We start from the raw sequence: 15725 nt of genomic DNA on the forward strand, positions 1-15725 counted from the left end.
TTATCTAGAGAGATATATTATTTTGCTTATAATCTAATTGTTTTGAATGAGACATTTTATAGGCCATCACGCCAAATAATACGCCCGCCAATCCTCTGAATATCGTTGAGAAAATCATCGCAATATTCATACTGAATGATTCAAGTAAAAAAACACCAAATTGTGGAGCGATGAAGGCAACAATTGAAAGTAAGAAATTATAATTAGCAATATAGGATGTGCGATGTTCTTCTTCAGTAGCCTCTAGTAAGCTATTAAATAATATTAAAACAGTACCAGATACAAAAAATCCTGATGTAAAGTTTACGATAAATAAGTATACATAATTTATTGATAAAATATTTAAAATAGGTGCAGAGGCCATTCCGATCGAAATCCAAATTAGTAATTGAGTATTACTATAACGATTTGCCATTTTTGCCCACCAACGAAAGCTAACGATTTGTGAAAGTTGGTTGCTTACAGTAAATAAACTAATCCAAAAAGCAGTTGCATGAGCAAATCTTATTTGATAAATCGAAAATAAAGACCATGCCATTTGCCACGCGAAATTAAAAAACAGTGCACAAACTAAAAATGTGATATAGGGTTTATACTGAAAAAGATGTTTTGAAAAAGGAGAATAGTGATTAGAAATCTCAATTTTTTGTTTTTCCTCTTTATGTTTCAATATATAAAAAAACTCAATCATTCCAAATATAAATGCAAATAAAAAAAGTATTTGATAGGGAAGCGCACTTTTTGAGCTAATGGATTTCATACATATTCCTGCTACAAGCGTTACAATCATTCCCGTAAAGGTTAGTATTCTATTTCGGTTTCCAAAAAATGTATTTCGACGGTCTGCTGGGATTAAATCACCAATGAATGCTTGCCAGCTTAAATTTAGAAATGTACCTGGAAAATTCATTAATGCAATTAAAATAACAAAAAACCATGCGATATGCTCTGATTTAATAAATGGAAGAAAAACCATTATTAATAGAAAGAAACGCGTAAAGAAAATGGAGTAAGCAGTGAATTTTCTTTTTTCTTCTAACTTATTAACCATAAAAGCAGCTGGGAGCATTGCGGCCATTCCGACAATTGAAGGTAAGGAAGAAATTAAACCAACTTGATAATTGGTAGCACCTAAAATTGCAATAGCAAACAATATAAAATAGTTATTTGATAAACTGATTGCGATTGTAGATGCAGCTCCATTTTTAATGCTCTGGGATTCATTGTGTAGCACATCTTGTTTACTGTAAATCAACTGACGTTCCTTCTTCCTTTTTTAATCTCATAATTTTGATTAAATATTCGATTTTAAATTTTTAAATAATTCATTAGAACAATAGCATATTTATTCATTAAATTCTATGTTTTAGAACTAAGTTTTAATGTAAAATAATGGCTTTATTAAGAGTGGGAATTTCCAAAAATTAGTTATTTATTTCAGAGTTTAAAAATTGCATTTTACATTAATTTTTAATAAACTAAAATAATCTGTCTGATGTAATAAGAATCATATTTTAAACATATTAAATATTGGAAAGAACATTTTTTAATAGTTAAGCCATACTAATATTAGAATTGACGTAAAAATAATTTATTTATTTCATCGTCAATTTTTTATTGCACTTTAAGAAAGTATAAGTTGGCAGCGATGATGAGTAGTCGACGTAGTAGCCAATTCTAGGAATAAAGTATAAGTGCACCGTTTCTGACTTCCCTTTAAAGGCTGGCCAGTCGACAAGTTTTCTTTATTTACATATGAACAATATACGGCAAGGAGAAGAGACATATGTTTTCACCAGTTTACAAAGTAAATGATGATGGAGAAATTTACTTAAGTACGAAAGGCTTTTCAGTAACCTACGATCAATTTAAAGAGGATGAACAAGGAAACGCATATGTAATCGTAAAAAGCGATGAAGAACCTCTAATTAGAGTAAAACTACTTCTACATAATATCGGTAATGCAAAAACACCAGAATTAGAAGTAAAAAACAAATCTGGATTAGGTCAGGTGGAAATAAGATTACTTCGAGTAAAAATTAAAAAATTTAAAAATGGATGGGGAGCAAAAATTGCTCTATCAAATGGAGAAGTGACGATTAAAGGTGATATACCTAAACACGTCAAGATACAAGTAGTTCGAAAAGTTAAATTATCGTAACCTTTTTATTTAATAATAATTAATAGAGTTCCACTATTTTTGTACTTATTATGTTTATACGTTTATTTTTTTAAAAAACTAATTTATCGACTAATAGCCTGAGTTCTATATAAGAACTTGGGTTTTCTTTTAATCATCTTGAATAGTTATATATAATTTTGTACAATAACCTTTTATTTTAGAAAAATGAATAATCAACTTAAAATATTCAGAATGTAGTATATAAAAAAGGTTTTTATGAAGCTTCAAAGTATATGTAAAGATTAAAATAAAAAAAATATTTTCTAATAGACTTTCTTAATGATAATATTTTAAAAAATGAGTAGTAAGATAGAATCCCAAATTGAATAAAAATGAATATTTATTGTATATAACTAAACTGTTATTTAAGGATGTGAAAGAAATTAATATTGAAAATATAGAAGCGTTTATCCATGTAATTCATTTTGGTAGCTTTAACAAAGCTGCAGAATCACTTTTTCTGTCACAACCAACTGTTACAGCTAGAATTCAATCGTTAGAAAGAGAATTAAATTGTCAGCTTTTTCACCGTTCCGGTAAACAAGTTAATATCACAGAAGAGGGTAAGCGCTTCTTACCATATGCTCAACAATTAGTTCATATATACGAAAAAGGGAAGATGCACATTAATCAAAAAAAATCCCACAATAATGAATTGAAAATTGGGTGCACTGTATCGGTTTCAAACTATGTTATTTCAGAAATTTTGCCAAAACTTTCGGTAAGTAATGAAGATTTACATTATAAAGTTATTACAGGTAAGAGTGATGAATTAATTAATAAAGTATTAAATAATGAAATTGATATAGGTTTTGTTCGGAAAACTAGTCACCCTAGCCTACAATCAATTAAATTATTCGAAGATCCAATTACGCTTTATGTTTATAAAGATCATCCGTTTATTTCAAAAAAATCGATCACAATTCAAGATATCGCTCAGGAAAATCTTATTTTCTTTGAATGCGGTTCATTAGACTGGCTTAGAATTCATCGTTTATTTGAAAATCTAGAAGCCCCTCCAAATATAAGGATTCATACTGATAGTTCGGAGATGGCAAAAAAACTTATTATAGAACAATTTGGAATTGCTTTCTTGCCTAGTATTAGTGTGAAAAAAGAAGTTAAAGAAGGAATATTATTTCCAATACATATTGAAGAAACAAAGGGAATTTTTCTTCAAACAAATATTTTCTGTAATCGTGGAGAATATACAGAATTAATGAATGAAATAGTTGAATTAAGCAAAGAGTTGGTGAAATAGCCAACTCTTTTTTCTTTTATATCAAGCAAAAAAATATAAAGAAATATAAGAATTGTGGGTATCCTCAATTGACAATCAACTAGATCGTGCTTAAGGGAACAATAAAGCTAATTCAAATATTTAATAAAACGATAGAAAAGTTCTATTGGAAATTACGTTGACTAAATATTCTGTCAGTGATAAAGTTTATAACAATTAATTCCTAGTTAACCTATAAGGAATATTGGTTTTTAAAAAGGAGGGGAACACGTTGAAGGATATTGTCATTATCTCTGCTAGCTCATCACCAAACTCAAGATTGAATGGCATACTCCAATTTGTAAAAGATAAGTGGACTAATGAAGGTATTAAAGTATGCCAAGTAAATATTGGGGATTTGCCAACGGAAGCTTTAATTAAGAGCGATTTTAATAATGAAGAAATTAAAGAAGCCCTTAATAAAATTGAGAATTCGATCGGTGTTGTTATTGCAGGACCAGTCTATAAGGCCTCCTATTCAGGTTTATTAAAAATATTTTTAGACTTAATTCCTCAGAATGGCTTGAAAAATAAAGTTGTCCTTCCTATCTTCATCGGTGGAACAATTGCCCATTTACTCAGTTTAGAATATGCATTAAAACCAGTTCTCTCTGTTCTTGGGGGAAATCATTTTGTTACTGGTGTTTATGCAATTGATGATTGGGTAATAAGAGATTATCAAAATCATTTTTCATTATCTAATGAATTAACAGAGAGATTAAATAAAGCAACTGAAGAATTATCAGAAGAGTTAATTTGGCTAGCAGTAAGACCCTAAAAAAATTATTCAGAAATGAGGAATTGAGAATGAAAAAGTTTGTGATTACACTTGTATCCTTGGCAGTCGTAGTTTTAATTATTACATTTGCTTTAAAAAATAAAGATAAAGAGGCAGCAACAGCTACTAGTTCAAAAGTTCAAAGAATTGTTGTAGGTACTGGTACACAATTTCCAAATGTGTGCTTTATCGATAAGGATGGAAATCTAACTGGCTTTGATGTTGAACTTGTAAAAGAAATTGATAAAAGATTGCCAGAATACAAGTTTGATTTAAAAACATATGAATTTTCGAGCTTATTGTTAAGTCTAGAAACTAAGAAAATAGATTTTGTTGCTCATGAAATTGAAAAAAATCCAGAGAGGGAAGAGAAGTATTTATTTAACAAAGAAGCTTATGCGCATTGGAAAAATAAAATCGTTGTTGCAAAAGGTAATAATTCAATTCAATCAATTGACGACTTAAAAGGCAAAAAGGTATTAACATCCGCTACAAGTGCAGAAGCACAAATTCTTGAAAATTATAATAAAGAGCATAATAACGCAATTAAAATTGTTTATCAGAATGGTGGAGCAAATGATACTGTACAACAAATTACTTCAGGTCGTGTAGATGCTACAGTTGCTGCAGATTTTACCTTATCTTTGATTGACCCAAAAGGTGAGTTGAAAACAGTAGGGCCAGCATTGACTGAGGCTGATGTATTATTTGCCTTTAGAAAAAATGATGCAAAAGATCAAAAATTAGCAGGCGCAATTGACGAAGCACTATTAAAAATAAAAGCTGACGGAACACTTGCTAACTTAAGCAAAAAGTGGTTAGGTGCTGATTTTACAGAAAATTAAAGCTAAAACCAAAGGGTGAGAAGGAATGGGTGCTGATTTTAAAGCTGGATTAATCTTCGAATATTTTATTAAATTACTACCTTTTATAAAGATTTCGTTAATCATTGTAGGGAGTTCTATTTTAGTAGGGTTAGGTGTTGGCTTACTTATAGCCTTACCTAGAATGTATAAGGTACCAATTTTTCAAAGAATCTCGCAAATATATGTTTCGTTTTTTAGAGGAACTCCAATTTTAATTCAATTATTTTTAATTTATTATGGCGTACCTGAGTTATTAAAGCTAGTAGAAGTAGATGTTAGTAGAATTGATGTTTTATATTTTGTCATTTTAACATACGGATTACACAGTGCAGCCTTTATTTCAGAAGGTATTCGTGCATCAGTTAGTGCTGTAGATAGAGGGCAAATTGAAGCGGCTTATTCTGTTGGAATGGATGGATATCAGGCCTTTAAGAGAATCATAGCACCACAAGCATTCGCTATATGGATCCCGATTTTAGGAAACTTATTAATAGGAACACTAAAAGATACATCATTAGCATTTACTCTAGGGGTAATGGAGTTAACAGGGCAATCACAAACATTAGGTTTACTAAATCGTCATTTTATTGAATCCTATCTTGCACTTGCTCTCGTTTATTTTATTTTAAGTGTCTTTCTTGAAAAAGGATTTATCTTATTAGAAAACCGGTTTGGAAAATATGAAAGAACAAGTGTTGAAAAGAAAGAAAAAACTTTTAAAATCCGTAACTTATTTGGAAAAATGAATCGCGATGTCGTTGTTGTGAAAGAAGGTACGAGATTATGAAACTAGATTTCTCATTTATTTGGGAGGCATTTATACAAATACTACCTGCAATTCCAACTACACTTTTTATAACTATTTTGTCAGTACTTATTGGGTTTGTGATAGGAACTTTTACGGCTATTGTTCGTATTTATAAGGTTCCAATATTGAGTCAGGCAGCATCTAGTTACGTTACGATTATTCGAGGAACGCCGATGATTACACACTTGTTAATTATTTATTATTCAATCTCAATGCTATTAGATTCACTTGCTAAACATTATCATTTTGCTTTTAATTCATCATCAATTCCTATGACAGCTTTTGCAATTATTTCCTTTTCTATTACAGCAGGTGCGTATTTATCTGAAGTGGTTAGAGCTGGAATTACCAATATCGATCGAGGACAAATTGAAGCTGCTTATTCAGTTGGTATGACAACAACACAAGCACTAAAAAGAATTGTATTTCCACAAGCCTTCGCTGTAAGTTTACCAAATTTATCAAATACATTTATTGGAATGCTGCATGGATCAACTTTGGCCTTTATTGTTTCTGTTGTAGATATAAACGCAAAGGCACAAATTGTAGCTTCTACAAATTGGAAGTTTTTTGAGGCATATATTGCAGCTGCACTAATTTTCTGGGGAATTACATTAGTCATTGAAAGAATGACAAGTTTATTAGAGAAGAGATTTAGCGTCTTTAGTCGAGGGGGAGTGAAATGATTACTTTAACGAATGTAACAAAGTCCTTTGGAAAAAATCATGTGTTAAAAGGTATAGATTTAACAGTTAATAAAGGAGAAGTCGTCGCAATTCTAGGTCCTAGTGGATCAGGAAAAACAACTTTACTTCGTTGTATAAATTATTTAGAGAAACCAAATAAAGGAAAAATTACAATAGACGATTTTAAAGTAGATTTTAGTCAAGCTTCAAAGACCGAAATTCTTTCATTGCGCCAGAAAACAGCTATGGTATTTCAACAATTTAATTTATTTAAAAATAAAACAGTTGTTGAAAATGTAATGGAAGGATTAATAGTAGCTAAAAAATGGTCTAAGGAAGCAGCATACAAAAAAAGCGCTGAATTACTTGAGAAAGTAGGCTTAGGAAACAAGTTAGATTCTTACCCTCTACAGTTATCCGGCGGACAGCAGCAAAGAGTAGGAATTGCTCGGGCGCTTGCTTTAAATCCAGAGGTCATTTTATTCGACGAACCAACCTCTGCTTTAGACCCTGAATTAGTAGGTGAAGTACTAGCAATTATACGAAAAATAGCAAAAGAAGGAATTACAATGATTATCGTCACACATGAAATGGCATTTGCTAGGGATGTTGCTAATCATGTTGTGTTTATGGACGGCGGCATAATTGTTGAAGAAGGGAATCCCAAGGCTATCTTTCAATCACCTAAAGAAGAAAGAACAATTCAGTTTTTAAAACGATTTTCAGAGGAAGACATGTACTATATTTAAAAAAATGGAGGAAAGAATATGGGACTTAAATATGGATTCTTAGATCAAAGTATTATTTTTCCTGGTCAAACTGCAAATGAAGTACTTATAAACACTATAAATCTAGCAAAAGAAGCTGAAAGATTAGGATTTAATCGATTTTGGGTATCAGAGCACCACAATTCACAAGGAATTGCTGGGTCATCTCCAGAAGTGCTTGTTTCACATATTCTTGCTAAAACTGAACGGATTTCTGTTGGTTCAGGTGGGGTAATGTTACAGCATTATAGTCCGTATAAAGTAGCAGAAAACTTCAATGTATTAGCTAATTTGTCACCAAATAGAGTAGAGCTTGGCATAGGAAGAGCACCGGGCGGATTTCCAAAATCTAGCCAAGAGCTCCAAAAAAACTTGAAAGAACCTCAATCTCTTGAAGAGAAAATTGATGAACTAGAAAATTTTTTATATCAGGATGCATCAGAAGTAAGTTCGTTTGATTCTTTACAAGCTTCACCATTACCACAGATTAGAGTTCCGCTATTTTTATTAGGAACGAGTGTATCAAGTGCAAAATTTGCAGCTAAAAAGGGCTATCCATATGCATTTGCATTATTCATAAATAATGACCCAGTGGCAGCAAAAGAAGCGATCGTTGCTTATAATAATTCCTTTAATCATCAAAGTGGTCGAAAACCAAAGTTTATTTTAGCCTTGTCTACGATTGTGACTGAAACCGAAGAGGAAGCACTAAAATTATCCGATCAATTACAAACTGTGCGAGTTACATTAGGGAATGGGCAAATTGTAAATGTTGGCACGCTTGAGCAAGCAGAAATTTACGCAAAACAAGCTGGCCAAACCTATACTACAGAAGTTAAAGAGGCAGACGTTCTTAAGGGAACAAAAGAAACTTTTCAAAAAAGAGTTTTTGAATATCAAAAAGAATACGGTATTGATGAATTTATTTTCACATCATTAATTCCAGATTTTGAACGGAGAGTTCGTTCGCTGCAATTAATTAAAGAGGCTTTTACAGAAATAACGGTTTGACTTAACAATTTAGGAGTTGAAAACCATGCAATTTGAACTATCTAAAGCGCTACTTGAAAAGCTAATTCAAATAAGAAGGAGTTTACATTCAATTCCAGAGTTAGCGTTTGAAGAATATGAAACAACAGCCACACTTGTTCAACTTTTAACAGAGTATAACATACGGATGCTATCTTTACCTTTAAAAACAGGACTTGTTGCAGAAATCGGTGATGATCGAAAAGGTCCTACCATCGCAATTAGGGCAGACATTGATGCACTTCCAATTCAGGAGGAAACAGGATTACCTTTTTCATCAAAAAATCCAAATAAGATGCACGCTTGTGGACATGATTTTCATACAGTTGCGATTTTAGGTACAGCTATTTTATTAAAGCAAATAGAAAATGAGTTACCCGGGAAAATACAAATCATTTTTCAACCCGCAGAAGAAATTGGTAAAGGTGCATTAGAAATTATTAAAACAAATGTACTAAAAGATACAAAAGTGATTGTTGGTATGCATAATAAACCTGATTTAACAGTTGGAACCATTGGGATAAAATCAGGTCCTTTAATGGCAGCTGCTGACGGATTTACTGTTGAAATAAATGGGAAATTGAGCCATGCAGCGGTACCGGAAGCAGGGCTTGATTCAATCCTTACTGCATCACATATTGTTACGTCACTTCAATCGATTGTGAGCCGTAATATTAGTCCACTTGAAAATGGAGTTGTAAGTGTAACAAAATTCAATAGTGGGAAAGCATCGAATGTGATCGCTGACAAAGCGGTTTTTAGTGGAACGGTTCGTACTTTTAAGAAGGAAGTCAGAGAGACCATTCAAAATCGATTAAATGAAATAAGTAAGTCTGTTGGTGATGCTTTTAGAACGGATGTTCATACAATTTGGAATCCTGGTCCACCTCCTATTGTTAATGATGAAAAATTAGCCGGAATTGCAAGAGATGTAGCAACTAAACAATACTTACGTGTAATTGAACCGTCTGTATCTGCAGCAAGTGAAGATTTTTCCTTTTATTTAGAAGAGATTCCAGGTTTATTCGTATTTTTTGGAACTTCAGGAAAATATGAGTGGCATCATCCTAAATTTGATCTAGATGAGAAAGCAATCCCGCTAAGTATTAGATTTTTTACAGATTTTTCTATCACGATACTGAATGAACTTTCAAAAAGTGTAGTCAAAATATAGGAGGAAATAGATGAGTACTTTATCAATTGAATTAAGTGAATTTAATCAACTTTATGATTTACTGTCGCAAAAAACTTTCAATCTTCCAAAAGAGAAACTGCATTGGAAGAAAAATGAAACATCGTGGAGTATTGTAGAAGTGTTAACTCATTTATTAGATCATGCATTTGTAGTGAACTTTCGACTAAGGGAAGTTTTAGCTGGATCAAGTGTTCAATTACCTGCTTTTAATCAAGATAAATGGATTGCAGGGCAATATGCAAACGATGGAAATATTGCAGACGTACTAGAAACATATCGCATTATTTTATATTACAATAGTCAATTGCTTAAAAGACTAACAAGTGATGATTGGAAGAAAAGCGGAATAAACCCTCAAAATGCAATCGTTACAGTTGAAGACATAATTAAATCTTTTATTTCACATGTTCATCTTCATTTAAAACAAATACAACGTATTTTGTATGAATACAGCTTAGTTTAATTTAGGAGGTAGACTATGTCTTCAAACCGCTTAATTATTAGAGAGTCTAAACCAGATGAGATCGATAAAATAAAAAAAGTGTTAATCGATGCGTATGAACAATATGCTGCTATTCTTTCAAAAGAACAATGGGAAAACTATAAAAATAGTATTATTGATGCAACTGAGAACAGCAACACTAAGACAAAGCTTGTTGCGATTGTCGATAATGTTCTATTAGGCGCATGTTTTATCTATGACTCTGCCGAAAAAGCATATGGATTAACTGAGTTAGAGATTAATTATCCTATTATTCGATTAATAGGTGTTTCCCCTAAAGCAAGAGGATTAGGGATTGCGACAGAATTAATAAAAGCAAGCTGCAATCTTTCAATAGAGTGGGGATCGGACCGAGTTGTTCTTCACACTTCAGATATGATGAAATCTGCTATTAGTTTATATGAAAAAATAGGGTTTCAACGGGCTAAACAATATGAGTTTATGAATGGAAATATACTTGTTAAAAGCTATGAACTAAATATTAAAGATACTGCGATTTTATTAAATTAATGGAGGGGAAAAAAATGACAGAAAGAAAAAAACTAAAGCTTGGGGCACTAGTGCATGGAGTAGGAGGCAGTATGTCTGGCTGGCGTCATCCAGAGGTTCAAACAGACGCAAGTGTTAATTTTTCCTATTACCAAGAGCAAGTGAAAATTGCTGAGAATGGAAAATTTGATTTAGTTTTTATTGCAGATGGATTATATATAACAGAAAAGTCAATTCCACATTTTTTAAATCGCTTTGAACCAATTACCATCTTATCGGCATTAGCAGGAGTAACAAAGAATATAGGCCTAGTTGGTACTCTTTCAACTACCTATAGTGAACCATTTACTGTAGCAAGACAATTCATGTCAATAGATCATATAAGTAATGGGCGCGCAGGATGGAATTTAGTTACTTCTCCACTTGAAGGTTCTGCTAAAAACTATAGTAGAAATGGTCACCCATCACATGATGATCGATATAAAATTGCAGAAGAGCATTTAGAAATAACTAGAGGTCTATGGGATTCTTGGGAAGATGATGCATTTATTCGAGATAAAGCTTCAGGTGTGTTTTTTGATCCGAAAAAGTTACACAGATTAAATTATGAAGGGAAGTATTTCCAAGTAGAAGGTCCTCTTAATATCGGGCGATCTAAACAAGGTCAACCAGTTGTTTTTCAAGCTGGATCTTCAGAAAGCGGTAAGGAATTAGCTGCAAAAGCAGCTGACGCAGTGTTTACTGGTCATGATAATATAGAAGAAGCTAAGCAATTTTATAAAGATGTAAAGGATCGTGCAGTAGCATACGGCAGATCAAAAGATGATATTGTTATATTCCCTGGCATTGCTCCAATAGTTGGTCAAACCGAAGAGGAAGCAGAGCAAAAATATTTAGATCTTGTTAATTTAACAAGTATTGAAAATGCATTGGATTATTTAGGTCGTTTCTTTGAGCATCATGACTTTTCTCAATATCCTTTAGATGAACCTTTCCCTGATCTTGGTGATTTAGGGAAAAATAGTTTTAGAAGTAATACAGATAAAATAAAGAAAGAAGCGAAAGAAAAAGGTTTAACACTTAGGCAGGTAGCATTACAAGCTGCTACTCCTAGAAGTGCATTTATTGGCACGCCAGAAAAAATTGCTAATCTTATTCAAGAGTGGTATGAACAGGAAGCAGCTGACGGTTTAATGATTTATTCTGCAATTCCAAGTGCATTAAAAGATTTTACGGAGCAAGTCATTCCATTATTACAAGAAAGAGAAATCTATCGTACAGAATATGAATCGTCTACTTTGAGAGGAAACTTAGGATTACCAATTCCTGAAAATCGTTATATTACTAATCTAGTTAAAAACTAATCTTTAAATTTATTGAAAACCATCCTAGACAGGTGGTTTTTTTTTGATATTCATTTCATATTGCTAACAGATTTTTACTCTAAAAAAGTCAAAATTAATTAGTTGTTAAGTAAAAATTAAGGATTCTATTACATAATGCAATTAATCAGTATGAAGGGGTGGGATTAATGATGGAAGATTTAGAATCAAATTTAATAGAAAAAACCCAAAAAACGAATTTGAAGAATTGTTCAACTACGGGTGCGTTTTCGCCTAAAGTAATTTCTATTTTATTAGTTATCAATTTAGTAATTGGCATTTTTACATTAATTGGAGTTGGCTATTTGAGTTATAAAAATAATAATCGAACGGAAATGATGAGAAACTTCCAAAATGGAGGAGGCTTCCCACAAAATGGTGGCGGCGGTTATTTCAATCAACAACCAGGTTCATCAGGTAGCAGCAATTAAGGAAAACGGTTGAACTGTTACTGATTTGGAGGCGACGTAATTCTCCAGGCGGTGGTGAAAGAGGATTCTTAATGAAAATTGTAACAGCAATGGTGGTGGCGATCAGTGACGACGACAGAAGATTTGATCCAAATATCAAATATGAACCATTTTTATGAATTTGGTGGGGAAACATTGCATGTGCTAAATAATGTTTCAATCAATATTAAAAAAGGTGATTTTGTAGCAATTGTTGGCCCATCTGGTTCAGGTAAATCAACATTTATGAATATGATTGGGTGCTTGGATCAACCAGACTCTGGAAGCTATTTATTTGATGGCCAGGCGATTGAAGATATGGATAATCGAGAACTAGCGTTAATTAGAAATCGGAAAATAGGGTTTATTTTTCAAAACTTTAATCTATTGTCAAAATTAAGTGCATTGGAGAATGTCGAGTTACCTCTTAGTTATCGAGGCCTCCCGCAAAATGAAAGAAGAAACATGGCAATGGAAGTATTAAAAGAAGTAGGTTTAGACGAACGTATTCATCATCTTCCAAGTCAACTATCGGGAGGTCAGCAACAAAGGGTTGCGATTGCGAGAGCTTTAGCCAGAAGACCAGATCTACTATTAGCCGATGAACCGACTGGTGCATTAGATCAAAAAACAGGACGAGAAATTTTAGATTTATTGAAAAGACTTCATAAAGAAGGTCATACTATTATTTTGATTACTCACGACAATAACATCGCGAAAGAAGCATCAAGGGTCATTAGAATAGGTGACGGTTGCCTGAGTGAGGAAAGTTTTTGTAAGCTTAGAATGGCTTAATTAATTAAAATGTTAATAAAGAGTATAGTTAGAAGCAAATGTAGTTATTATTTGAAATAGATATAAAATGCAATTTTTTAATCAGTCGTACTTAGTTCATTTGGTGGTATGATAGGTGTGGGATTAGGTGAGCGTGTAGCAAAACTGTATTTAATGAATTTAAGTACAACTATTGCATTCTTTTTACCTGGATCAGCTTCAAATATGAGACCAATTCAAGCATGACGATTTGAATAAATAAAGGGGAGCGTTGCTATAAAAGGAGCGCTTCTTTTTTAGTCTATGGAGGCATAAAAAGTGAGATTATTAGTTGTAGAAGATCATATAGAAGTTTTAAATTCAATTGTTGAATTATTATCAAATGATTTTACAGTAGATAAAGCGTTAGAAGGAGAAGAAGGTTTTTTCTTAGCGATGCAAAACATATATGATGTGATTGTACTAGATGTGATGCTGCCTGAGAAAAATGGTTTTGAAATTATTAAAGACTTGAGAAAAGAAGGAGTACATACTCCAGTTCTATTTCTAACTGCCAAAGATTCACTAGAAGATCGTGTTGAAGGATTAAACTTAGGGGCAGATGATTATTTAGTAAAACCATTTCAAGGACCGGAGTTACTAGCAAGAATTTATGCATTACTTAGAAGAAGTGGTAAATTAACAATTGATAGTTCATTGAAGTATCAAGGAATCATTTTAAAAGGAAAAGAGCATCCTGTTGAAATAAATAATGAATCGATTCATTTAACAATCAAACAATATGAACTACTAGAATACTTCATACAAAATCAAGGCAAGATTTTAATGAAAGAACAAATTTTTGATAGAATATGGGGATTTGATTCTGATACTACTGTTGCAATCGTAGAAGTATACGTACATCAACTCCGAAAAAAGCTAGAACCATTTAATTATGGTAGTATGATAAAGACCGTCAGAGGAATCGGATATATTATGAAAGATGACTAGGTGAAGAGATGTTTAAGAAAACCAAAATTCGATTAACGATCATAAATTCAGTAGTATTTATCTTAATAATTGGAATCTTTTCTTTAATTATCTATTCATATACAAATAATCGTTTATATAAAGAAGTTGATCAATCACTTTTATGGAATATTAATCGTATACAAAATAGTGATAATCCAAATCGTTTACCAATTTCCAATCGAGATCCACGTGTTTTAATGATCATGTGGGATGAAAATAAAAAATTAGTAAATCCCATGCCAGGTATGAATGCAATCATTTTACAAGATGAACTTAAATATCCTACAAAAATAAACGAAATATATAATGATAAAATCGGTGATATGAATTATCGAACGATCTCAATTCAAGGTGAGACAAATCGAGGGAAAATTACGCTACAAATATTACGTAATATCGACTCAGAAAAGGATGTAGTTGATACATTATTAATCATACTAATTGTTGGTTGGGTTTTGGGAAGTGCATTATCAGTTGTAGCAGGTTATATTTTGGCTGGACGTGCACTCGTACCAATTACAAACGCTTGGCAAAAACAACAAGAGTTCGTATCAGATGCTTCTCATGAAATTCGAACGCCTTTAACTGTCATTCAATCACGTTTAGAATTATTGCTTAGAGAGCCAGGCGCAACAATCGAAGAAAAGGCGCAGGACTTTTCAATTATGTTAAAAGAGAATAGGCGCCTTTCCAAACTAGTAGCAAGCTTATTAACCTTAGCTAGATCGGATTCAGGACAAATACAATTAAATAAAAAAATATTCTCTTTAAATGAATTGTTAGAAGAAGTTGTTTCACACTTCACTGAAATCATTTCATTTCAAAGTAAAGAAATATTTTTGTCTATTAAAGATACGTATTTTTATTTTGGTGATCAAGAAAGAATTCATCAATTACTTGTGATTTTAATCGATAATGCAATGAAATTTACAAACGAAAATGATACGATTCAAATTAGTTGTGAACAAGTAAAAAATAATTTTCTTATCAAGGTGATTGATAGTGGAGTGGGTATAAAAGAAGAGAACCTTCCTCGAATATTTGACCGTTTCTTCCAGGAAGATGTTTCGCGTACATCCAAAAATGGAATTGGACTGGGATTATCAATTGCAAAATGGATTGTTGAAGAACACGGCGGGAAAATTAAAGTACAAAGTATAAAAGGAGAAGGTACAAGTTTTGAAGTATCTTTACCAATTATGTCCTCTTTAAAACACAGCTAAATTCCAAGACATCGTAGCTAGTAATTTGGTGATTTCCCTAAGAAAATAAAGTATATTTCCGACATTATTTCCTAAGAAATAACGATAAACTACAATAAATTAGAAATTAATGAAGAATTTTAATTAAGTGAGAAAATCTACTGAACTAAGTAGATTTTTTTTATGGAAGAATAAATGAAGGTTTTCCAGTTAAGTACTTTTGGTATGAAAGGAATCATTGATTATTGAATAGAATATGTATTTAAAAGATTAAATGTAGTATTCTAGAGTTTTTTATATAATTAGTTGTGTCTTATATGGGTAAA

At 32.1% G+C, this 15725-nt stretch carries 17 protein-coding genes; 16 read left to right on the plus strand and 1 reads right to left on the minus strand.

Annotated elements, in window-relative coordinates; all coding sequences use genetic code 11:
- Nucleotides 1–4: 4 nt before the first annotated feature.
- Nucleotides 5–1255, minus strand: coding sequence for an MFS transporter (locus AB1282_RS09965; protein WP_429899015.1), 1251 nt, complete (start codon nucleotides 1253–1255; stop codon nucleotides 5–7).
- A 531-nt stretch (nucleotides 1256–1786) separates the two neighbouring features.
- Between AB1282_RS09965 and AB1282_RS09970 the strand changes: the two genes are divergently transcribed.
- The 16 genes from AB1282_RS09970 to AB1282_RS10045 all read left to right on the plus strand — a co-directional run bounded on the left by AB1282_RS09970 (nucleotide 1787) and on the right by AB1282_RS10045 (nucleotide 15420).
- A complete protein-coding gene (locus AB1282_RS09970; protein WP_056471423.1) occupies nucleotides 1787–2161 on the plus strand; it encodes a hypothetical protein in 375 nt (124 codons plus the stop codon).
- A 343-nt stretch (nucleotides 2162–2504) separates the two neighbouring features.
- Nucleotides 2505–3443, plus strand: a complete 939-nt coding sequence (locus AB1282_RS09975) for a LysR family transcriptional regulator (protein ID WP_286131705.1) — start codon at nucleotides 2505–2507, stop codon at nucleotides 3441–3443.
- Nucleotides 3444–3693: 250 nt separating this feature from the next.
- Nucleotides 3694–4239 carry an NADPH-dependent FMN reductase gene (gene ssuE / locus AB1282_RS09980; protein ID WP_429899016.1) on the plus strand — a complete coding sequence of 182 codons (546 nt, stop codon included), beginning with the start codon at nucleotides 3694–3696 and terminating at the stop codon, nucleotides 4237–4239.
- Between the two features lie 29 nt (nucleotides 4240–4268).
- Entirely contained in the window at nucleotides 4269–5084 is an 816-nt protein-coding gene (locus AB1282_RS09985; RefSeq protein WP_056471417.1) for a transporter substrate-binding domain-containing protein, read from the plus strand.
- 25 nt (nucleotides 5085–5109) lie between these two features.
- Nucleotides 5110–5892, plus strand: coding sequence for an amino acid ABC transporter permease (locus AB1282_RS09990; protein ID WP_056471415.1), 783 nt, complete (start codon nucleotides 5110–5112; stop codon nucleotides 5890–5892).
- Nucleotides 5889–6599, plus strand: a complete 711-nt coding sequence (locus AB1282_RS09995; protein ID WP_390312083.1) for an amino acid ABC transporter permease — start codon at nucleotides 5889–5891, stop codon at nucleotides 6597–6599. The genes AB1282_RS09990 and AB1282_RS09995 overlap by 4 nt, the downstream gene beginning before the upstream one ends.
- Entirely contained in the window at nucleotides 6596–7348 is a 753-nt protein-coding gene (locus AB1282_RS10000; protein ID WP_056471409.1) for an amino acid ABC transporter ATP-binding protein, read from the plus strand. Before AB1282_RS09995 ends, AB1282_RS10000 begins: the two co-directional genes overlap by 4 nt.
- A gap of 18 nt (nucleotides 7349–7366) precedes the next feature.
- Nucleotides 7367–8377 carry an LLM class flavin-dependent oxidoreductase gene (locus AB1282_RS10005; protein ID WP_429899017.1) on the plus strand — a complete coding sequence of 337 codons (1011 nt, stop codon included), beginning with the start codon at nucleotides 7367–7369 and terminating at the stop codon, nucleotides 8375–8377.
- A 25-nt stretch (nucleotides 8378–8402) separates the two neighbouring features.
- A complete protein-coding gene (locus tag AB1282_RS10010; RefSeq protein ID WP_429899018.1) occupies nucleotides 8403–9569 on the plus strand; it encodes an amidohydrolase in 1167 nt (388 codons plus the stop codon).
- 10 nt (nucleotides 9570–9579) lie between these two features.
- Nucleotides 9580–10053 (plus strand): DinB family protein, encoded by a 474-nt coding sequence (locus tag AB1282_RS10015; RefSeq protein WP_429899019.1) that lies wholly within the window; start codon nucleotides 9580–9582, stop codon nucleotides 10051–10053.
- Nucleotides 10054–10068: 15 nt separating this feature from the next.
- The gene (locus AB1282_RS10020) at nucleotides 10069–10602 is read left to right on the plus strand and encodes a GNAT family N-acetyltransferase (protein ID WP_390312086.1); all 534 of its coding nucleotides are present in this window, start codon (nucleotides 10069–10071) and stop codon (nucleotides 10600–10602) included.
- Between the two features lie 14 nt (nucleotides 10603–10616).
- Complete coding sequence (locus tag AB1282_RS10025) at nucleotides 10617–11945, plus strand: LLM class flavin-dependent oxidoreductase (protein WP_056471394.1); 1329 nt, start codon at nucleotides 10617–10619, stop codon at nucleotides 11943–11945.
- Nucleotides 11946–12112: 167 nt separating this feature from the next.
- The gene (locus tag AB1282_RS10030; protein WP_056471391.1) at nucleotides 12113–12394 is read left to right on the plus strand and encodes a hypothetical protein; all 282 of its coding nucleotides are present in this window, start codon (nucleotides 12113–12115) and stop codon (nucleotides 12392–12394) included.
- Between the two features lie 141 nt (nucleotides 12395–12535).
- Nucleotides 12536–13207, plus strand: a complete 672-nt coding sequence (locus AB1282_RS10035) for an ABC transporter ATP-binding protein (protein ID WP_429901116.1) — start codon at nucleotides 12536–12538, stop codon at nucleotides 13205–13207.
- 297 nt (nucleotides 13208–13504) lie between these two features.
- Nucleotides 13505–14176, plus strand: coding sequence for a response regulator transcription factor (locus tag AB1282_RS10040; RefSeq protein ID WP_390312088.1), 672 nt, complete (start codon nucleotides 13505–13507; stop codon nucleotides 14174–14176).
- Between the two features lie 8 nt (nucleotides 14177–14184).
- Nucleotides 14185–15420 (plus strand): sensor histidine kinase, encoded by a 1236-nt coding sequence (locus tag AB1282_RS10045; RefSeq protein WP_390312089.1) that lies wholly within the window; start codon nucleotides 14185–14187, stop codon nucleotides 15418–15420.
- Nucleotides 15421–15725 lie beyond the last annotated feature (305 nt).

Origin of the sequence: Gottfriedia sp. S16(2024) (genome assembly GCF_050473765.1) — a bacterium.
Classification (GTDB): domain Bacteria; phylum Bacillota; class Bacilli; order Bacillales; family Bacillaceae_G; genus Gottfriedia.